The organism is Domibacillus tundrae, assembly GCF_000970675.1.
In the GTDB taxonomy this organism is placed as follows: Bacteria; Bacillota; Bacilli; order Bacillales; family Domibacillaceae; genus Domibacillus; species Domibacillus tundrae.
This window is the reverse complement of the sequence record NZ_LAJA01000017.1, coordinates 89,467-110,658: the sequence shown is the minus strand read 5'-3', so window position 1 is coordinate 110,658 and position 21,192 is coordinate 89,467. Positions and strand designations below refer to the sequence as shown.

Genomic DNA, 21,192 nt, shown 5'->3' with positions numbered 1-21,192 from the left:
TTTTATAAATTGGATAAATTAATTCAGGAAAAATAAATCATTCAGCTTAACCTCAAACGCTTTCGCCAATTGAAAAGCTCATTCAATGGGTGGATCATACTTGTTTGTTTTCTATGATTCGCTCTCACTATCCGGTCTTCTTCCCGGCTTCTTTAAAGCGAAAAAACCACCTCTATTGAAAGAGATGGTTCATGACATCTTTAAGCGATTGGCTTCTCAGTTCCTGTTCCATTGCGTTTTGTACACGGGTAACTGTGACATTGAGAGACGACTGAATATTTTTTCCAACCGGGCATTCCGCATTCGTTTTTTCATGAACAGCAAATAACTCATCTTTTGGTTCAACTGCTTTGAAAATATCCAAAAGGGTAATGTATGATGGATCTTTTGTGAGTTCTCCCCCCTGTTTTTCCCGCACGTGAGGTCAAGAGCCCTGCTTTTGCAGCATTCCCATCATTCGTCGTATAATGACCGGATTTGTATTCACGCTGCCTGCCATCCATCCCGATCAAAAAGTTTCACGAGGATTGGATGCAATTAAAACCATTTATTTCTTTACTTCAATCATTATCGCATCGCCCTGTCCGCTTCCGGAACAGATCGCCGCAATCCCGATGCCACCGCCGCGACGGCGCAATTCATATGCGAGTGTGAGAATAATCCGCGCACCGCTTGCACCAATTGGATGGCCAAGCGCTACTGCGCCGCCATTGACGTTTACTTTTTCCGGTTCAATGCCGGCAATTTTACTGCTGGCCAGCGCCACTGCCGCAAATGCTTCGTTAATTTCAAACAAATCAATGTCGCCCACTGATTTCCCTGTTTTCCTTAAAATTTCATTAATAACGAGACCCGGCGTTTGCGGAAATTTCTCGGCTTCGACTGCGATTTCAGCATGTCCAATGACTGTGGCAAGAACGGCCTTTCCTTCTTTTTTGGCTCTTTCATCGCTCATCAATACAAGAGCTGCGGCACCATCATTGATTCCTGGTGCGTTACCCGCTGTAATGGTGCCGTCTTTTCCGAAAGCTGGACGAAGTTTCGTGAGCACATCTTTTGTTGTGTCTTTGCGTGGTGCTTCATCTGTATCAACAACGATCGGATTCCCTTTTCGCTGCGGTACTTCCACCGGCACGATTTCTTCCGCTAATGTGCCGCTTTCAATCGCCGCAACTGCACGTTCATGGCTGCGGACTGCCCAATCATCCTGCTCCTCGCGGGACAATTCTAATTCTTCCGCTGTGGTGTTTCCATAGGTGCCCATGTGCACACCGGTAAAACTGCATGATAAGCCGTCATGAATCATTAAATCAACCATCGGCACGTCACCCATTCGCGCCCCCCATCGTGCTTTGAACACTGCATACGGCACGTTCGACATCGATTCCATGCCTCCGGCCAAGATTATTTCTTCATCACCGGCGCGGATAATCTGATCAGCCATTGTTACGCTGCGAAGACCGGACGCACACACTTTATTTATCGTTTCCGTTTTTATTTCCCAGGGAATACCGGCCTCGCGTGCTGCCTGGCGTGAAGGAATTTGTCCCTGGCCCGCCTGCAGCACATTCCCGAAAATAACTTCATCCAGCTCTTCCGGTTTTATATCCGCCCGCTTCAAAGCTTCTTTCATCGCAATGCCGCCGAGTTGTGAAGCCGTTAACGATGCGAGAGAACCGCCAAATTTTCCGACCGGCGTACGCGCTCCTTCAATAATGACCGTTTTCACCATTTACTTCACCTCTGCAAGTTCCGGCGCCACTGTAAAAGGCACCTCTATTTTTTCTTTGACTTCATCTTTTTTAACTTGCTTATTTGTCAAAAGGAGCCTAAGCCCCCAGTCATCTACGCAGCAATTGCTTCTGTGAATCGTTAAGTCTTTCATTCCCTGCTCACGCAGCGCTTCGATTGCTTTCCCCTTAGTTTTGTATAAACGAAAGCGTTTACATAAGTAACATCATTACTTTGCTTAAAATACAGTCCCCCTCCTTCATTTTGTTATGTAAGAGTTTACATTGTAACGATCTATAAGTAAAATACATAAAATGAAAAGACCGCTTTTTGACCATAAAAAGCGGTCCCGTTTCTACTTTTCATATTGTTCGTAAAGCGCATCAAGCACTTGATCAACGACATTTTGAATTTCACTTGCAAAGTTAATGAAGATGAACTGCATTGCTTCTGCTTCTTCCATAAACCGCTCACCGTCTGCTCCGTGTACGCTGAAAAATGGAACGTTAAAATAAACGTCAATTTCTTCATTTCCGTCCCCTTCACTAAAGCCTTTGACGATAAAATAAATATCCAGGTCCCCAACATGTTCCTGCTCCCGGTCTTTAAAGCTGACCGTCATCCGGTACGTGCTGTTGTGCTGTCCCTGTTCGATGGCTGTTTCGATCGCATCTTTTTCTACAACTGGTTTAATTCCGCTCGCTGAAAGCATTTTTATCCATCCTCATTTCGTTTTTGAATAACCGCTTCCTGTTTTTGATCGACTGTGATTAACAGGTCCACCAAATCTATAAACAGCCCATTTTCCACAACGCCTGGGATCAGATTAAGGTTCAGTTCAAGCTTTTCAGGTGACGATATCGCCGCAAACTCACAATCGAAAATATAGTTTCCATTATCTGTAACAAACGGTTTTCCTTCGTTCATCCGCAGTTTTGGCACTCCTCCGATAGACTGTATTTTCTTCCCGGTCAATGGATACCCGAACATTTCGACTTCAACCGGGATAGGGAACCGACCGAGTTGTTTTACCATTTTAGAAGAGTCCGCAACGATGATAAATTCCTGAGCAGAAGAAGCAATGATTTTCTCCCGGAGCAAAGCCCCTCCCCCACCTTTGATCAGATTGAATGCGGCATCGACTTCATCGGCACCATCGATGGCCACGTCAATGACATCAATATCGGCCAGATTTACAAGCGGAATGCCGCATTCCTTCGCCAGCTGTTCCGTTTGAATCGATGTCGCGACCGCTGTAATGGATAGGCCATCTTTGACTCGTTCACCGATTTTTTTAATCGTATAGAGTACAGTCGATCCCGTCCCAAGTCCAACAACCATGCCATCTTTAACAAACTCTGCTGCTTTTTCCCCGGCGATCTGCTTCTCGTTTTTCATCGTCCAATCAATTCCAGACTGAAATCACCTACTGCCCCTTCTTCATACAAGTTGGTCACAGACGTGGAGTATGCATGAATTGTCGCGGGAAAGTCTAGATTTTTTTCCGGTACCTTCACCTGAAAATCCATTTCATAAAGAAGCGTTGTAATATCATGATACGCTTCATTGGTCACTTTAAATTGAAACTTAATTTTCGGTACAGATTTGCCTGTTTCTTCATTGATGATCGTTTCTTCATGGTAATCTGTCACCCGGATCGGTGTATCATTTAGAATAACGGTTTGCACCATTTTCATTCAGCTCCATTCTTTTATTTGTTTTAGAGCAATTATATCTTTATTTTCCGATACATCAATTATTTTAACCTGCAAAAATAAACCGGAGACCTCTTAAGATCTCCAGCTTTCTGGTCATGTTATGCTTCAACGGCTGGCGGCCAGCGCTTCCGCAAATCTGGCAATGCCTTCATTGATCACATCCGTCTCTTCCCGGCCAAATGTGAACCGGATATATCCTTTTTGTGAACCAAAGACACTGCCCGGTACAAATGAAACGCCGCGCTTCATTGATTCTTCGAGCAGCTGCTGTTCATTGACAGGCTGTTTTAATCGGCACCAAACATGAATACCGCCTTCAGGGATAAAATAGTCAACGTCCTTTTTTAAAAAGCGATCAAGACTTGCAACAATCGCATCACGCCGCTCTTTTAATTCTTTGCGGATCATGTGAATATGGTTGTTAAATGATGCAGATTTTAAAAATTCATTGGCGGCCCATTGCGGGAAAATACTGTGCCCGAAATCCACCTGCTGTTTTGCATCAGCCAGTCGTTCAATGACATTGGAAGGGCCGATCACCCAGCCGATCCGAAGTCCTGAAGCGACGATTTTTGATAGCGAACTTATGTACAAAACATTTCCGTTTTCGTCCATTGATTTAAGCGTGCTGCTTACTTCTCCATTAAATGACGTTAGAGAATACGGGTCATCTTCAATAATTGGTATCCCAAGATTTGATGAAATTTCAAGTATTCGTTTTCTGCGGACCAGGCTCATTTTCACTCCAGTCGGATTTTGATAGTCCGGATTTAAAAACAGCATGCGAATGCGGTGCTTTTTATGAAATCCGATTACATCCTCCGGATTGACGCCATGCTCATCGACCGGCAAAAGCAGCGTCTTTAAGCCCGCAGACTGAAAGACCGGCAGTGAATAGCAGTACGATGGATCTTCAATAGCGATCGTATCACCCGGTTTCAGCAGGCACTGAATAATAAGATGCAGCGCCTGCTGGGCACCGGACGTAATCAAAATCGAATCCGCTGACACATGGATGTTTTTGTATTGATGCACATGTTTCGTAATGGTTTCCCGCAGTGTCTCGTTTCCATGCGGATGATCGTAGCCGAGATGATCCAAAAATGGTATATCCGCCATGATCGACTGAAACTGTTTACGCGGTAAAAGAGCGGGTGCCAATTCACCGCTTGATAAATTAATCACATGCTGATTTTGATTTTCGTTCCGAATACGCTGCACGAGCGGCAAATTCGGCAAAAAGGAGCCATCTTCCATGTAACGGCCCCAATTCGGTATGCGCTTATGCGAAATACCCCAAATATCGGTACTGACGCGTGTGCCGCTCCCTTTTCTTCGCTCCACAATCCCGAGCGACTGCAGTTCATCGTATGCCGCTACAATTGTGCTTCGATTGACACCGAGCTCTTTTGCCAGCAGCCGTTCCGACGGCAGCACGCTTTCCGGGGAAAACAGACCAGTGGAAATCCCTTTTTCAATGTAATCTGCAATTTGCTTATACACCGCTTTTTTCGCGGTCCGATCCGGTTTCCACTCCATTTTCCATCACCTTCTTTTACGATGTAGCCGACACGATAAACCACACTGTGCCAACCGCAAGCAGAAAAAACGTAATAGCATAAATAATGGTTAAATTCATTGTGTTTCGCTTCGTCGACTCTCCGTATTTTGCATCCTCACTTTTCATTACAAACAGCGTACCACCCACCGCGCAGAGCAGTATAAGCACAACAAGCCCAATCGCAAAATTCATCCAGGTCCCCTCCAATTCCTCATTATTTCCTCATCCTTTAATCATAAAAAAGATCCTTGAAAAAGGACCATCCAATTCTACTCTATTTTACTCATCCAATCCAAAAACCCTTTCCTCTATCATAGCAGGAAAGGGTTTTTGAAGTATTACAGATTTCCGAACTGTGCTTCATGAAGACGGCGGTAATGACCGTTTTGTTCCAGAAGTTCGTGGTGACTACCCTGCTCTTCAATGCCTGATGGTGTCACAACAATAATCCGGTCCGCATGCTTAATCGTTGCCAGCCTATGGGCAATAACAAGCGTTGTCCGTCCAACTGAAAGTTCTGCCAGCGCCTGCTGAATGGCAAGCTCTGTTTCTGTATCAAGTGCGGACGTTGCTTCATCTAAAATTAAAATCGGCGGGTTCTTTAGGAAAATCCGCGCAATGGCCAGGCGCTGCTTTTGCCCGCCGGACAATTTCACACCGCGCTCGCCGATGACGGTTTCAAGCCCGTCCGGCAATGAATAAACAAATTCTTCAAGACGCGCACGTTTTAATGCATCCATAATCGCTTCATCTGACGCGCCGAGATCGCCGTATAAAATGTTCTCCCGAATTGTTCCGGAGAATAAGAAAACATCCTGCTGAACGATCCCAATTTGGCTTCTGAGGGACGCGAGGGTCATGTTTTTTGTATCGATTCCGTCAATCGAAATATAGCCTTCTTCTGCATCATAAAAACGCGGCAGCAAACTGCACATCGTCGTTTTCCCCGCACCGGACGGCCCGACAAACGCCACTGTTTCACCCGCTTGAATCGATAAGCTAATGTTTTTCAGTACCGGTTTTTTCCCTTCGTATCCGAACGTGACATTATTGTAGCGAATGTTGCCAGTTACGGCGTCCACTTCAATTGCATCCGGCGCATCCGCCACATCCGGCTCCGTATTGAGAAGCTCCATATACCGCTTAAAGCCCGCGATACCTTTCGGGTAGCTTTCAATAATCGCATTGATTTTTTCAATTGGCCGGAAGAAAATGTTCGACAGCAAAATAAATCCGACAAATTCACCATACGTCAGCTCGCCCTGCATCACAAAATACGTTCCGCAAATAAGGACGAATAATGTGACGATACGCATCAGCATATAGCTGATCGACATATTTTGCGCCATAATTTTGTAAGAGACAAGTTTCGTCAAACGAAATCTTCCATTGTTTTCTTCAAACTGCTGTTGCTCATGCGTTTCATTGGCGAACGCCTGCACAACGCGAATACCGCCCATGCTGTCTTCAATGCGGGCATTAAAGTCGGCAATATCGCCAAATAAACGATGAAAAGCACCAGTCATTTTTTTATTAAAGAAGACCGCCATCCATAACACGCCCGGCACGATAATAAACGTTAACACAGCCAGCTGCCAGTTGATTGTCATCATAATGGCAAATGCACCTGTTAAGGTCATGAGCGCGATAAATAAATCTTCTGGTCCGTGATGCGCCATCTCACCGATTTCCATTAAGTCGCTTGTCATCCGAGAAATAAGGTGTCCCGTTTTTGTGTTGTCAAAAAAGCGAAACGACAGCTTTTGTACATGGGCAAACAGCTTGCTGCGCATATCGGTTTCAATGTTAATGCCCAGCATATGTCCCCAGTACGTTACAATGTACTGCAGGCCGGCATTGATAACATAAATGAGCAATAAGCCAATGCCTGCAGCCAAGATTAAATTCCATTCTCCCTCCGGTAAAAGGGTATCAATAAAGTAATTTACAACGAGCGGGAATGCGAGCTCTAACAGCCCGGCCAGCACCGCACAAAAAAAGTCCAAGAAAAATAGCTTCTTATATGGACGATAATAAGAAAAAAATTGCTTAATCACACAGTCACCCGCTTTATCTATTTACATTTACCGGCTGCCTGCCAGCGCAAGCTCCGGCGCTTTTATTAAATCATATGTTAAACAAACCGGTTTTCCGTAGCGCGGATCCCGCACAATGTCGGCATCAATTTGGAAAACATCGCGCAAGTTTTCCTTCGTCATCACGGCTTCCGGCGTTCCTTCACATATGATGTCGCCGCTTCTCATCGCGACAAGGTAGTCGGCAAAGCGGGCTGCATGGTTTAAATCGTGCAGCACCATCACGATTGTCCGGCCTTCACGCTCGTTTAATTCCTGTAATAGCTCCAACACTTCGAGCTGGTGCGCTAAATCCAAATACGTCGTCGGCTCATCGAGTAAAATTAAATCCGTTTCCTGCGCGAGCGCCATGGCGATCCAGACGCGCTGGCGCTGGCCGCCGGACAGAGCATCAATTTCGCGGTTGCGGAAATTCTCTGTTCCCGTGACACGCATCGCCCACTCAATCACTTCTTTATCGTGTGTATTTAATGTACCGAATCCTTTTTGATGCGGAAAGCGGCCATAGGAAATGAGTTCGTAAACGGTCAAACCGGCCGGTGCTTCCGGTGTTTGCGGCAAAATTGCCATCTGTTTTGCAATTTCTTTCGTAGACAGCTGCTGAATATCGGCCCCATTTAAATAAATCGCGCCGCTCTTTTGATTTAACAGGCGGGCCATTGTTTTTAATAGTGTAGACTTTCCGCAGCCATTGGGCCCAATAATAGTCGTCACTTGTCCGGCTGGGATATCAACCGTTAAATTTTCCACAATCGTTGCTGCCCCGTAGCCGATGTTTACTTGTTCCGCGCGTAGTTTGCTCATTCTTTCCACCTCATTTACATTTTTATCTATAGGCGTCCGTTGCAATTGATAATCAGTTTCAATTAAAAGTTACCATAAATTCGCCGCTTATGTCCATACTTTCACGAAAAAAGCCTTGAACGAATTCAAGGCTTCATCTGTTTCATCCATTGCTCCAGCAAAAAAGGAAGCTGTTCAAATGCATGTTTGATATGAAGGCGTTCGGTCCGTTTATGAGCGTCTTTTCCGAATGGCCCGATGTTTATAACAGGTGCCTGAAGCTCCGCCATTTCCGCAAACGGGACGGAATACACATCCTTCCAAACCGGTGTATTACGCTCAAACGACTGCCATCCCTCTCCTTCTCCGCTTCCATTTACGTAGCTTAAATCACAAATGCCGTTAAAATAATGAATACGTTCAATCGGCATCCCATATTCCTTTTCGGCAAGTTCTGTGAGAAAAGCAACGGCTTTTTCTACCAATTCATCTCCGGATGAATTCACGGCTGGATAAAAAGGCGGCGCAAATAATAAAATAATTGCCGGCGCGAGTTCCTGTGACTGGATAATTAATTTATCGGCAACCCGGAATGACTTTTCCCGGTCATCCCATTCTTCGTTTGCGTAGACATCCGCTTTGACTTCTTCGACAAAAGCTTCGCCGAATTTTTCAATTGAATGGCGCAGCAGTTCTTCGTAGCGGAGGACACGTACCTTTCCAACCGCCTGAACACGATTCGCCCTGCAGATGGACTGATACGCTTTGCTGCATTCTTCAGCGGCAATTTTTGCCGTCTGTTCAAAGGTCTCCATAATCTCCTGTGCCGTCTGCTTCATCGTAAACACATTATAAAGTGCGGATGAACGATACGGTGTCTGGGTCGAATATTCAAGGCGAAGATCTTTTTGCTGCAGTGTGACCGGCAACGGGGTCGTTTCCCCGAGAACCGTTTCCTGAAATAACGGATTCCATTCCATTTTCCTCGTTAAAAAAGACGCAATATAGGGAGACGTCAGCCCGCTAAACGGCTCACCCGCATGTGTTTCCCTGCCATAAAACAGCGCACCTGGCATAATTTTGCCGATTGTGCCGGAGTACACTTTGAATGTTGTATCCCCCGGTTTCTGTGTAAACACCGGTTCGCTGTTCAAAAACAGGCTGTATGTAAGGCCAAATTCTTGCTGAATATCCAAAAGCTTTGGTACAGCGGCGCGCATCCCGGCTGAATTCACTTCTTCATCCGGCACCGTCAGAAGAAGCAAATTAACCGGCCACTTTTCCACACTTGCTTTTTCCAACAGCTGCATATGCAAAGCCAGCCCCATTTTCATATCCATCGTGCCACGTCCGAATAAATACTCGCCGGACTGCAAGTCTTCTAGCGCATCTTCCGGCAAATCATTCGGCCGCTCCATCCAATACGCCGTCAGCTCTTCCGGCTGCGTCGCAAGCGGCTCTAGTTCCCCGTATTCTTCTGTGCTGACTGTATCAAAATGGCTGATTAAACAAATGGTTTTCACAGCGGCCGGATGCTTGTAAAGCGCCGTTAAAAATTTCCGGCGCATATCGGCTGCATGAAGGGATAAGTGCTCAGGATTCTTTTGGAAATAGTCAAGACCGAGCAATTTCGATTGAAGCTTCATCGGAAATTGCCGTTCATCGTCTGTCAGCGTCATACTTTTCCAGCTGACGAGCTCACCAAGCAATGCGCGAAGTTTTTCAGATGAATCCCATAATAATGTAGACATAGCGGTCATTTCCCTTCATTGTAAAATAAAAAAAAGAATGTCTCTCCATTGTGAGACATTCTTTCCAAAAATTCAATTTTACAGGTAAAAAGAATGAACCATTCATTTCCCCTACAAAAGCTTTGTTAAAATTTTTGTTTCATTCATTTTTTCAAACCGCTTCTTTGCTTCCGCTTCATTGTCAAACTCAAACATTTGAATACGTTTGTGTAAAAAAACAGTAATGACCCACATACTTTTTACACCCACCCTCTGAATGTTGCTGCTTCCGCTGCGCGCTTAACCCCGACAATGTAAGCGGCCAGCCGCATATCGACTTGGTGAACCTGTGCCGTTTCGTAAATCATCTCAAAAGACTCTACCATGCCTTTTTGCAATTTTTTCTTCACTTCTTCTTCTTCCCAGTAGTAGCCCTGGTTGTTTTGTACCCATTCAAAATAAGAAACTGTTACACCTCCGGAGCTTGCCAAAATATCTGGCACAAGCAGCACACCACGCTCTGTCAACATTCGCGTCGCTTCAAGCGTTGTCGGCCCATTGGCTGCTTCAACAACGATCGCCGCCTTGATCTGATCCGCATTTTCTTCTGTGATTTGGTTCGAAATCGCCGCTGGAACGAGAATATCACAATCAAGCTCTAACAATTCCTGATTGGAAATCGTTTCGTCGAACAGGTTCGTCACCATACCAAAGCTGTCACGACGGTCCAGCAGGTAAGGAATATCCAATCCATTCGGGTTATAGATGCCGCCAAGCACATCCGATATGCCGATGATTCTGGCCCCTTCATCGTGCAAAAACTTAGCAAGGAAGCTGCCTGCGTTGCCAAAACCTTGAATGACAATTCGCGCTCCTTCAAGCTGCATGTCTTTTTTCTTTACCGCTTCTTTTAAGCACATCGTCACCCCTTGTGCTGTCGCTGTTTCACGGCCATGCGAACCACCAAGTACAATCGGTTTACCGGTAATAAAAGCCGGTGAATCAAACTCACGAATATGGCTGTATTCATCCATCATCCACGCCATAATTTGCGCGTTCGTGTATACATCCGGTGCCGGGATATCTTTTGTCGGCCCGACAACCTGGCTGATCGCGCGTACATAGCCACGGCTGAGTCGTTCCAGTTCGCCCAATGACATTTTTTGAGGATCACAAATGATGCCGCCTTTTCCGCCGCCATAGGGCAAGCTGGCAATGCCGCACTTTAACGTCATCCAAATGGATAGTGCTTTTACTTCTTCTTCTGTCACATTTGGATGAAAACGAACACCGCCTTTTGTTGGTCCGACCGCGTCACAGTGCTGCGAGCGAAAGCCGGTAAACACTTTGACATGCCCATCATCCATTCTCACTGGAATACGGACCGTCAGCACGCGCATCGGTTCTTTTAAAAGTTCATATACACTTTCCGAATAACCGAGTGTATCGAGTGCTTTTTTAATAATCTTTTGAGTGGACTGAAATAAGCTGGATACTTGTTTTTGTTCCTGTTCTTTCGGAAGGGCTGCTGTTTTTTTGACAAGCGGCATTTTTTTCACCTCATTTTTCAACATTGGCTTCATTATCACCTTTCTTATTTGGTTTTCTCTTTTGTTATAGATGCAAATAGTGTGCCAAACATGAAAACCCTTTATTTAGCGTTTTTTTGAATACATTCTTAAAAACGGAAAAGAAATTTTGCATTCAATCGCCAAATTTCTTTTCTTTGAGCAAACAAAAAAGCCAGCGGGTGCTCCGCCGGCTTTGTGTCACGCAAATATCTTTTCAATTTTTTCAATCGCCCAATCCAACTCTTCTTTTGAAATGATTAAAGGAGGCGCGAAACGAATGACTGTTTCATGTGTTTCTTTACAAAGCAGGCCTTCCTGCTTTAGTTGCTCGCAATATGGACGAGCCGCTTCTGTGAGTTCGACACCGATAAACAAGCCGCGGCCGCGCACTTCTTTAATGGATGGATGCTTGATTTCAGAAAGTCTTTCTTTAAAATACGTTCCAAGTTCAAGTGAACGGCTGACGAGCTGTTCTTCTTCAATCACTTTAAGAGAAGCAAGTGAAACAGCACATGCCAGCGGGTTGCCGCCAAACGTGGAGCCGTGCGATCCGGGATTAAAAACACCTAATACGTCTTTGTCCGCGACAACGCATGAAATCGGGAATACCCCGCCGCCAAGCGCTTTTCCGAGAATGAGCATATCTGGATTCACGTCTTCCCATTCGCAGGCAAACAGTTTGCCGGTACGCGCAAGGCCCACCTGGATTTCATCTGCAATAAACAACACATTTTGCTCTTTGCAAAGTGTTGACGCCGCTTTTAGAAATCCTTCGGGTGGAATAACAATTCCTGCTTCGCCTTGAATCGGCTCGATTAAAAATGCGGCTGTATTTGGTGTGATCGCCGCTTGGAGAGCGTCAATGTCACCGTATGGGATCAGCTTAATGCCAGGAAGCATCGGACCGAATCCGCGTTTATATTCCGCTTCAGATGAAAGAGAGACAGCCGTCATCGTCCGGCCGTGGAAGTTGCCGATGCAGGCGATGATTTCCGCTCCATTTTCCACCACTCCTTTTACATCATAAGCCCAGCGGCGGGCTGCTTTAACGGCTGTTTCCACCGCTTCTGCTCCTGTATTCATCGGCAGCGCCATTTCTTTGCCGGTCAATTCGCAGATTTTTTCATACCACGGGCCAAGCTGGTCGTTATGAAACGCACGCGATGTCAATGTCACACGATCAGCCTGGTCTTTCAGCGCCTGAATAATTTTCGGATGGCGATGCCCCTGGTTCACAGCAGAATACGCACTGAGCATATCCATGTACCGGCCGCCTTCCGGATCTTTCACCCATACACCTTCTGCTTCTGATACAACGATTGGCAGCGGATGATAGTTATGCGCCCCAAATTGTTCTGTTTGCTCAATGATTTTTTCTGATGCATTCGTTGCTGCTGTCATCTCGGTCTCCCCCTTTATCGATTAAAACATTTCTGAAATGGTTTTCCCCTGCATATGGTGAATCAAGTAATCCGGGCTGCCCGCTTTGGAGTCCGTACCCGACATGTTAAAGCCGCCAAATGGCTGGTAGCCGACAATCGCGCCTGTACAGCCGCGGTTAAAGTACAAGTTTCCGACATGGAATTCCTTCCGAGCCCGATTAATATGGTCACGATTGTTTGATACGAGCGCCCCTGTCAGCCCGTAATCTGTATTATTGGCAATTTGGAGCATATGATCAAAATCTTTCGCTTTGCAAAATGCGACGACCGGACCGAAAATTTCTTCCTGCATTAAGCGGTCTTTTTCTTTTACATCTGCGATAATTGTTGGCTCGATAAAGTAGCCTGTTTCGTCGCTTCCCCTGCCGCCTGTCGCAATACGTCCTTCCCCTTTGCCAATTTCAATGTAGTCCATAATCTTTTTAAATGCCCGGTCATCAATCACAGGTCCCATGTACGTCTCCGCTGCTTCTGGATTATCCATTTTCAGTGTTTTTGTCAGCTCCACAGCTTTTTCGAGGACTTCATCGTACACATCTTCATGGATAACGGCACGCGAGCCCGCTGAACATTTTTGACCAGAGAAGCCGAATGCTGAATACACGATCGAAGAAGCCGCCAGGTCAAGATCTGCATCGCTGTCGACAAGCATTGTATCTTTCCCGCCCATTTCTGCGATGACGCGTTTCAGCCAAATCTGGCCTTCCTGCACTTTCGCCGCACGTTCGTAAATGCGGCAGCCGACTGCACGGGAGCCTGTGAATGACACGAAGCGTGTTTTCGGATGTTCAGTCAAATAATCACCGATTTCCGCGCCGCTGCCTGGAATGTAGTTTAAAACGCCTGCCGGCAGGCCCGCTTCTTCCATCACCTCAACAAATTTAGCCGCGACAACCGGTGTTGGTTCAGCTGGTTTCAGCAATACTGTATTTCCTGTCACAATGGCCGCAACCGTTGTTCCTGCCATAATCGCAAGCGGGAAATTAAATGGCGAAATCACAATGCCCACGCCAAGCGGGATGTAGCCAAATTCGTTGTACTCCCCCGCGCGGCTTTCTACTGGCGATCCATTTTTCAGCTCATTCATCTGGCGTGCGTAATATTCAAGAAAATCGATTGCTTCTGCCGTATCCGCATCCGCTTCCCTCCACGGTTTTGCGGCTTCTTTTACGAGCCAGGCAGAGAATTCATGCTTTCTGCGGCGAATGATCGCTGCTGCACGGAATAAAATTTGAGCGCGTGCGGATGGGTCTGTATACTGCCATGTGTCAAACGCTTTAAGTGCCGCCTGCATCGCCTGCTCTGCTTCCGCTTTTCCCGCCATTGATACTGTGCCAATTGCCTCTTCTTTACGTGCTGGGTTTATTGACGTTGTTTTTGTTTCTGTCGTTACTCTTTCTCCGTTGATGACAAGCGGATATTCGCTGCCAAGCTGTGTATTTACGTAATTAAGCGCCTCTTGAAACGCTTTTTTGTTTCCTTCTTTTGAAAAATCCGTGAATGGTTCGTGTTTGTATGCAATCACCATGTTTATCCCTCCAGCAAAATAAATTTTGTTATAAATCTAATTGCAAGAAGCATGCCAACTTTTAAGAAGCGTTATTTCCAGCCTTTCAAAATAAAAACGATCCATTCCGCAAAAATATTTTGCACCAACTGCAATTTTTTTGCCTTTCCAGTCGAATTTTTTTGCCTTATAGTGAATGGGAGCAACGTATCTGAAACGGAGGTGTCCTATATTGAAACAGAATCAGCTGCATTTTATGAATGCCCTTCATGAATATATTATGAATCAAGTAGATGTTGGGATTCATGCAATTGACGAAGAAGGAAAAACAATCATTTATAATAAAAAAATGCGTGAGATTGAAGCGATGGATACACATGATGTACTGCATAAAAATGTGCTGGATGTTTTTATGTTTCAGGAAAATCAAAACAGCACGCTCGTCCGCGCCCTTCAGCATGGCAAGGAAACCGTCAACGTAAAGCAAACGTATTTTAACAATAAAGGGACGGAAATTACGACGATCAACCATACATTTCCGTTCAGTGTAGATGATCAAATTCAAGGCGCAGTTGAAATTGCCAAGGATGTCACAAAAATTGAACGGCTCATGCGCAGCAGCACTCGAAAAGAAGACACCCGCTTCACATTTGAAAGCATTATTGGTAAAAGTGACGCCATCCAGGAAGTAATTGAGCTGTCTAAACGTGCCACCCGCACATCGTCTTACGTACTCGTTGTTGGCGAAACAGGTACAGGTAAAGAATTGTTTGCCCAAAGCATTCATAACGGCAGCGCGCGTGCAGCCGCACCGTATATTTCTCAAAATTGTGCCGCGCTTCCTGATAATTTGATTGAAGGCCTCCTGTTCGGCACCACAAAAGGAGCCTTCACCGGAGCGATTGACAGCGCCGGCCTTTTTGAGCAGGCGGAAGGCGGTACACTTCTCTTAGATGAAATCAATTCTATGAACGTTCACTTGCAGGCAAAGCTGCTGCGCGCTTTGCAGGAAAAAAAAGTGAAACGGATCGGCGGTACAAAAGAAATTCCGGTCGATGTCCGGATCATTGCCACGATCAATGAGGACCCGATTGATGCGATCGCAAACGACCATCTCCGCAAGGATTTATATTACCGGCTTGGGGTCGTGACGATTTTTATTCCGCCGCTGAGAGAGCGTCCGGATGACATTCCGCTCCTCATTGAGCAATTTACCGCCAAATACAATGCGTTGTTTCAAATGAACGTGTTAGGTGTAGAGCCTGAAGTCCTTGACGCCTTTTACGCTTATCACTGGCCTGGAAATGTTCGGGAGCTTGAGCATGTGATTGAAGCATCGATGAACTTGCTTCTGGATGAAGAATGGATTGAATATAATCATCTTCCCTACCATTTCCGCAACAAATCAACAGGACAAGACCCGACCGCATCATCGTCGCGGCTGGCTTCATTTTTGAGCAGCGACGAAGAAGGCACCACTCATTTGAAAGATCAGCTCGAAAAATTCGAACAGTATTACATTGAACATTATTTGCATAAAAATAATTTCAGTGTTTCCAAGACCGCGAAACAGCTCGGACTAAGCAGACAAAGCCTTCAATACCGATTGAAAAAAGTTGGAATCACTTCAAAACCTGAATAAAATAGTATAAATATTCAAAAAAATGTCTACTTGAACCATTTCCTTTTTTATGTTTTTAATTAAAGGGCGAATTAATTACGATACAAGGGGGTCTTTCACATGGAAAAGAAACAAGTATCAATCATTGGTGTACCAATGGATTTAGGGCAAATGCGCCGGGGAGTCGACATGGGACCAAGCGCCATTCGCTATGGTGGACTGTATGAACGGCTGACGGATCTTGGATATGCAGTGCACGACAAAGGGGACATTACCGTTGATATCCTTGAAAACGCAGAGCAATCAGATGCAAGCAATTTAAAAAATTTAGAATCTGTCACTGAAGCGAGTGAATGTTTGGCAGGAAGAATCGAACAAACCATTACGGACGGCCATTTCCCGCTCGTATTAGGCGGCGATCACAGCATCGCGCTTGGAACGCTTGCGGGCGTGGCGAAAAAACATAAAAACCTCGGTGTTATCTGGTATGACGCGCATGGTGACTTAAATACCGCCGCTACATCTCCTTCCGGCAATATTCACGGCATGCCGCTTGCTGCAAGTATTGGAATCGGTCATCCCGCTTTAACAAACATCGGGGGCTTTTCACCAAAAGTAAAACCGGAACATGTCGTCATTATTGGGGCGCGCGACCTTGACGCGGGAGAGCGTGAACTCATCAAAGAAAAAGGAATAAAAGTATACACAATGCACGAAATCGACCGTCTTGGCATGACAACGGTGATGAAAGAAACGATTGATTATTTGCGCGAACGAACCGAATACGTCCATCTGTCATTGGATCTTGATGGGCTGGATCCGACAGAAGCACCAGGTGTCGGTACACCGGTCGCAGGCGGCATCAGCTACCGGGAAAGTCATTTAGCGATGGAAATGCTTGAAGAATCGAACATTATTACATCAGCCGAGTTTGTGGAAGTGAACCCAATTTTGGACGAGAAAAACAAAACAGGCGACGCTGCTGTCGCACTCATCGCTTCCCTGCTTGGCGAGAAACTGCTTTAATCTGAAAAAAGCCGCACATAATTGTGCGGCTTTTACTTTTTTAAGTGGAAGCGTGGGTCACTACCATTTTGTTTTTATGAATACGTTCCTATTATAAAAATAAAGATAAAAAGCCCTGAATACGAATTCCAGAACTTTATCAAAGAGTATTTAACTTACTAATTATTCAGTGGTCCTTATCCAATCATGATTTTTTCTTCTGCATAACGGAAAGAGTCTGGACGGCGATTCAACGTAAGCGCAATGGCCAGTGTTAAGGGCCCTAATCTCCCAACAAACATCGTCATAATGATGATGAATTTTCCAACAGGGGATAAATTTGGGGTGAGCCCCATCGATAATCCTGTTGTAGCAAAAGCAGAGGTCGCTTCAAACAGAATCATTAAAAACCCCTTGCCCGGTTCTGTGACCGTTAAGATCATCGTTACGATGATGACAACAAACAGGCTGATCAAAATAACGGTTAAGGATTTATAAATCAGCTTATGGTCAATTCTTCTTTTGAAAAAAACAACATCTTCTTTTCCCTTAATTTGGGACAGCATTGCTCCAACCAGCGTCGCAAACGTTGTGGTTTTAATTCCTCCTCCTGTAGAACCGGGAGAAGCACCGATGAACATTAAAAAGATAATCAAAAACAATGTCGTATCCGTTAAGTCAGGAATGTTCAGTGTATTTGAACCAGCTGTACGGGCCGTGACAGACTGGTATAAAGACCCAAGAAATTTTCCCATCCAGGACAATGGCTCCAGCGTTTTTGGGTTATGGAATTCTAGAAGAAAAATTAAGATTGTTCCCATGCCAACTAATACAGAAGTAGTCAGCAAAACGACTTTCGTATGTAGAGATACTCTTTTCATTTTTCGATATTCATATATCTCATTAATGACGACAAACCCGATTCCCCCAACAATAATTAATGCACAAATTACTAATACCACCAAAGGATCATCTACATAATCAGTCATGCTTCTATATTCGCCCATAAGATCAAATCCGGCATTATTAAAGTTGGAAACCGCATGGAAAAATCCGTAATAAACTGCCTTTCCGATCGGCATATCGAAAGAGAAACGAATGGCCAGCAGGGTGCCGCCACTTACTTCACAGACTAAGGTGAAGAGCACGACTCTTTTGACCATCCGGACCACGCCTTCTATCGTTAAATAATTAAAGGCTTCCTGCAGAATAAGACGCTCTTTTAAGGAAATTTTTTTTCTAAATAAAAAAGCAAAAAGGGTTGCAAACGTCATAAACCCCAGCCCGCCAATTTGAATAAGGCTCAAAATAACCAGCTGGCCAAAGGTAGTAAAGGTTGTCCCCGTATCGACGACAACCAGGCCGGTTACACAGGTCGCGGATGTAGACGTAAATAGAGCATTCAAGAAAGAAAGACCTTCTCCATCTCTTGTGGCGACAGGGAGCGTCAAAAGATAAGCACCTAAGAAAATAACAAAGGCAAAGCCACTAACTAATATTTTTGGAGGATCTTTTGGATAGCTGAATTTACGTTTCACCATTATCTCTCCCTCGCTTGCTCAACATAATGAGGGATAGCTCTACACGATGTAAAGCTACCCTAGAACTCTTTTTAATGGTTTTATTTCTTCAAATGGTAAGGTACCGTTGTGACAACTACATTCCTCCGGTAAAGCAAGAATGCGCGAATCAGTAAACTGGATTGGTTATGAAGAAAGTTATGCCAGCCTTTTTTCGGAATAAACTGCGGGATAAGTACCGTGACCCGATAGTTCGACTCGCTTGCTTTATGTTCAACTGTATCCACAAATTTTGTTAATGGCTGGATGATGCTTCGGTAATGCGAGTGCAATGTCACAAGCCTAATATCAGGCTGCCATTGTTTCCACTTCTCTTCAAACTTCTTTTCGTCACCTCTTTCGAAAGCGACGTACACGGCAATAATCCGTTCTGGGTTCAAGGATTTCGCATAGTTTAGCGAATTTTCTACCACATGGGTAATCCCGGAAACGGGTACAACAATCACATTTCCTTCAATCGGTACAGAAGGCTCACACGTTGTAATCCGCAGCTGGTCGCCTACTGCATCATAATGCTTTCTGATTCGGTGAAAGATATAAATGATGATCGGTAAAAACACTAAAACCGACCAAACCTGTGCGAATTTAGTTAAAAAGAACACGATGGTAACGACAAAGCTAATCAAAGCACCGGTTGAATTAATGATTAACTTTGTGACCCATCCTTTCGGCTTTTCACGAATCCACTTCACCATCATCCCTGTCTGTGACAGCGTAAATGGAATAAATACACCAACAGCATAAAGTGGAATCAGCTGTTCCGTATGTCCTTTAAATGCAATAATGAGGAGAATGGAAGAAATACCCAGTGCGATAATTCCATTGGAATAGCCCAGCCGGTCTCCTCTAAATGTAAACATTCTTGGTATAAACTTATCATTGGCCAGGTTAACTGCCAGCAAAGGAAACGCCGAATATCCTGTATTGGCAGCCAGGATTAAAATCAACGCTGTTGTTCCCTGAATAAAGAAATAAATAGCATTCCGACCAAATGTTTCTTCCGCAATCTGTGAGACAACCGTTACTTCTGCAAGAGGCGTAATACCATAATAATAAGCAAGATAAACGATGCCGGAAAATAATAAAGCAAGCAAGATCCCCATTGCTGTCAGCGTTTTAGCTGCATTGTTAGGAGCCGGATCTTTAAAGTTTGGAATGGCATTGGAAATGGCTTCAATCCCTGTTAGGGCAGAACTTCCGGATGCAAAGGCTCTTAAAAGTATAAATAAGCTGATTCCCGCTATTGGTGTGCCAACTGGTGTATGCAAGTTAGGTGGAACCTCACCTGTTGCAATGTTGTATATGCCTACACCAATTAGAATAAATAACGCTAAAACAAATAAATAGACCGGATAAGCCAAAACAGCAGCCGACTCTGTTACCCCCCGCAGGTTCAAGAGGGTCAGAAAGATCACAAATATAATGGCAATAACCACATTGTAATCATGTAAACCTGGAAAAGCTGATGTAATGGCATCTGTACCGGCAGATACACTTACTGCCACAGTTAAAATGTAATCCACCAACAAAGACCCTCCAGCGATTAACCCAGGGTTTATACCAAGGTTTGTCTTTGAGACGATATAGGCGCCACCACCGTGAGGATATGCAAAGATAATTTGCCGGTAGGATAAAATCAGAGCTGTCAACAGAATTAGTACACCAACCGCGATAGGAATGGAATACCAAAACGCCGCGGCACTCACGGTAATGAGAACAATTAATATCTGCTCCGGGCCATAGGCAACGGATGATAAAGCGTCGGAAGAAAGAATGGCTAACGCTTTCGTTTTGTTTAGTTTCTGTTCCCCTAGAGCATCTGATTTTAATGGTCGCCCAATTAAAAATCGTTTTATGGAAGAAAACACTGATTTTCACCGTCCAATAGTTTATTTATATACTTCCCTGCTAACGAAAACTTCATTACCCATACGAAAACCTTTCTTTTTAGAATAAAAAAGACCAATGACGTTTTTCTCCGCACAAAAACAAGGAAAGATGCTTCCTGTTTTGTTAAAGAAAAAGACATCATTGGTCTACGTAACGCCCAGCAAGCATTTCTGCTCTCTTTGCGTTCAGTCTTCCAAGCTGTTTTTCTAAAGATAGGCACAATAAAAAGACCTGATTTTTTGCTCAAGCTGCTTCTTTTCGCCGCAATATGCTGCCACAAAAAAAAGCCCCCTGAATAAAGGTGGTCTTTAGACCTCCTTCGCTTTAGCCGACGAAGTTAGCTGACGGGCAGGATGGCGAAAGAGTTGCTCTCATCCTTTCTACTTAAACTGTAGAATTAGCCCCAAAAAATTGGTTCCTCCGTTCCCGCTGACGGGACTAGGCCGAGGTATATAGTTGTTGATGAAGTTATTCTACTCTGCTTATTTTTTTAAGTCAACATTATTTTATTCAGCAGCGAATAATTTTTCCAAATTGCGGTCCATAATAAATACTTCGATGTGCTCTCCTGTTTTTGTGCTCATATCACTATGACTGGAAATAACTTTACAGTTTGTATGCTTTTCCACAATTTCTTCAAATTGAGCACTGTACATTTCCCGGAGTACCTGGCGCATTTCTTTCACTAGCTTCCTTCCGTCTTGGTGGCCGGCTAAATGCTTTTCTTCCACCGTCATGACTCCTTTGAAACGGGCAATGACCATATCCTGGACAATATGCGTTTTTGTTTCCTGGGGACCCCGGCCAATCAATTCACGCTGTAATTTAATGAACGCCTCACTCAGTTCTGCTTCAAGCTTTCTTTTCTGTCCCGCCACTACTGCCCCTCCATTTGTGAAAATCAACCAGGTCCTATCATACGTTGAACAATAAGCGCCTGTAAAGAGGGCCGGATAT

The 21,192-nt window shown here is 44.7% G+C and carries 19 protein-coding genes, 1 pseudogene and 1 riboswitch; of the genes and pseudogenes, 2 read left to right on the top strand and 18 right to left on the bottom strand.

Translation table 11 applies throughout. From position 1 onward, the window contains the following. Positions 1-172: 172 nt before the first annotated feature. The 14 genes and pseudogenes from VQ00_RS14340 to pruA all read right to left on the bottom strand — a co-directional run bounded on the left by VQ00_RS14340 (position 173) and on the right by pruA (position 14,160). Positions 173-547 (bottom strand): annotated as a pseudogene (locus VQ00_RS14340) (Rrf2 family transcriptional regulator). Then, positions 548-1,732: an acetyl-CoA C-acetyltransferase gene (locus VQ00_RS14335; RefSeq protein ID WP_046180797.1), complete on the bottom strand. Its 1,185-nt coding sequence runs from the start codon at positions 1,730-1,732 to the stop codon at positions 548-550. 354 nt (positions 1,733-2,086) lie between these two features. Continuing rightward, positions 2,087-2,443 carry a hypothetical protein gene (locus VQ00_RS14330; RefSeq protein WP_046180796.1) on the bottom strand — a complete coding sequence of 119 codons (357 nt, stop codon included), beginning with the start codon at positions 2,441-2,443 and terminating at the stop codon, positions 2,087-2,089. Between the two features lie 2 nt (positions 2,444-2,445). Further along, positions 2,446-3,129: a ribose-5-phosphate isomerase RpiA gene (rpiA, locus tag VQ00_RS14325; RefSeq protein WP_046180795.1), complete on the bottom strand. Its 684-nt coding sequence runs from the start codon at positions 3,127-3,129 to the stop codon at positions 2,446-2,448. Next, positions 3,126-3,428: a DUF3219 family protein gene (locus tag VQ00_RS14320; protein WP_342667020.1), complete on the bottom strand. Its 303-nt coding sequence runs from the start codon at positions 3,426-3,428 to the stop codon at positions 3,126-3,128. Before VQ00_RS14320 ends, rpiA begins: the two co-directional genes overlap by 4 nt. 126 nt (positions 3,429-3,554) lie before the next feature. Continuing rightward, the gene (gene pdxR, locus VQ00_RS14315) at positions 3,555-4,988 is read right to left on the bottom strand and encodes a MocR-like pyridoxine biosynthesis transcription factor PdxR (RefSeq protein WP_046180793.1); all 1,434 of its coding nucleotides are present in this window, start codon (positions 4,986-4,988) and stop codon (positions 3,555-3,557) included. A 16-nt stretch (positions 4,989-5,004) separates the two neighbouring features. Continuing rightward, complete coding sequence (locus VQ00_RS14310) at positions 5,005-5,202, bottom strand: hypothetical protein (protein WP_046180792.1); 198 nt, start codon at positions 5,200-5,202, stop codon at positions 5,005-5,007. Between the two features lie 146 nt (positions 5,203-5,348). Further along, positions 5,349-7,067, bottom strand: coding sequence for an ABC transporter ATP-binding protein (locus VQ00_RS14305; protein WP_046180791.1), 1,719 nt, complete (start codon positions 7,065-7,067; stop codon positions 5,349-5,351). A gap of 27 nt (positions 7,068-7,094) precedes the next feature. Continuing rightward, positions 7,095-7,910, bottom strand: coding sequence for an ABC transporter ATP-binding protein (locus VQ00_RS14300; RefSeq protein ID WP_046180790.1), 816 nt, complete (start codon positions 7,908-7,910; stop codon positions 7,095-7,097). A gap of 125 nt (positions 7,911-8,035) precedes the next feature. Then, positions 8,036-9,640, bottom strand: coding sequence for a M20/M25/M40 family metallo-hydrolase (locus VQ00_RS14295; protein WP_046180789.1), 1,605 nt, complete (start codon positions 9,638-9,640; stop codon positions 8,036-8,038). Between the two features lie 111 nt (positions 9,641-9,751). Next, a complete protein-coding gene (locus tag VQ00_RS19405) occupies positions 9,752-9,874 on the bottom strand; it encodes a hypothetical protein (protein ID WP_281175937.1) in 123 nt (40 codons plus the stop codon). Between the two features lie 5 nt (positions 9,875-9,879). Beyond that, a complete protein-coding gene (locus tag VQ00_RS14290; RefSeq protein ID WP_046180851.1) occupies positions 9,880-11,169 on the bottom strand; it encodes a Glu/Leu/Phe/Val family dehydrogenase in 1,290 nt (429 codons plus the stop codon). Between the two features lie 219 nt (positions 11,170-11,388). After that, positions 11,389-12,591 carry an ornithine--oxo-acid transaminase gene (locus tag VQ00_RS14285; RefSeq protein ID WP_046180788.1) on the bottom strand — a complete coding sequence of 401 codons (1,203 nt, stop codon included), beginning with the start codon at positions 12,589-12,591 and terminating at the stop codon, positions 11,389-11,391. Positions 12,592-12,612: 21 nt separating this feature from the next. Next, entirely contained in the window at positions 12,613-14,160 is a 1,548-nt protein-coding gene (gene pruA, locus VQ00_RS14280) for an L-glutamate gamma-semialdehyde dehydrogenase (protein WP_046180787.1), read from the bottom strand. Positions 14,161-14,395: 235 nt separating this feature from the next. On the opposite strand from pruA, the gene VQ00_RS14275 reads away from it, so the two are divergent. Together VQ00_RS14275 and rocF are read left to right on the top strand one after the other, a co-directional pair. After that, positions 14,396-15,781 carry a sigma-54 interaction domain-containing protein gene (locus VQ00_RS14275; protein WP_046180850.1) on the top strand — a complete coding sequence of 462 codons (1,386 nt, stop codon included), beginning with the start codon at positions 14,396-14,398 and terminating at the stop codon, positions 15,779-15,781. 99 nt (positions 15,782-15,880) lie between these two features. Continuing rightward, positions 15,881-16,786, top strand: coding sequence for an arginase (gene rocF, locus VQ00_RS14270; RefSeq protein ID WP_046180786.1), 906 nt, complete (start codon positions 15,881-15,883; stop codon positions 16,784-16,786). Between the two features lie 176 nt (positions 16,787-16,962). Here the strand turns inward: rocF and VQ00_RS14265 are convergent, their stop codons facing one another. The 4 genes from VQ00_RS14265 to VQ00_RS14250 all read right to left on the bottom strand — a co-directional run bounded on the left by VQ00_RS14265 (position 16,963) and on the right by VQ00_RS14250 (position 21,113). After that, positions 16,963-18,306, bottom strand: coding sequence for a TrkH family potassium uptake protein (locus VQ00_RS14265; RefSeq protein ID WP_156154072.1), 1,344 nt, complete (start codon positions 18,304-18,306; stop codon positions 16,963-16,965). 80 nt (positions 18,307-18,386) lie between these two features. Continuing rightward, positions 18,387-20,213, bottom strand: coding sequence for an APC family permease (locus VQ00_RS14260; protein ID WP_046180785.1), 1,827 nt, complete (start codon positions 20,211-20,213; stop codon positions 18,387-18,389). Beyond that, a complete protein-coding gene (locus VQ00_RS14255; RefSeq protein ID WP_046180784.1) occupies positions 20,198-20,515 on the bottom strand; it encodes a hypothetical protein in 318 nt (105 codons plus the stop codon). Before VQ00_RS14255 ends, VQ00_RS14260 begins: the two co-directional genes overlap by 16 nt. Positions 20,516-20,546: 31 nt before the next feature. Continuing rightward, positions 20,547-20,690: riboswitch (cyclic di-AMP (ydaO/yuaA leader) on the bottom strand. A 51-nt stretch (positions 20,691-20,741) separates the two neighbouring features. Then, positions 20,742-21,113: a Na-translocating system protein MpsC family protein gene (locus VQ00_RS14250; protein ID WP_046180783.1), complete on the bottom strand. Its 372-nt coding sequence runs from the start codon at positions 21,111-21,113 to the stop codon at positions 20,742-20,744. Positions 21,114-21,192: the final 79 nt, after the last annotated feature.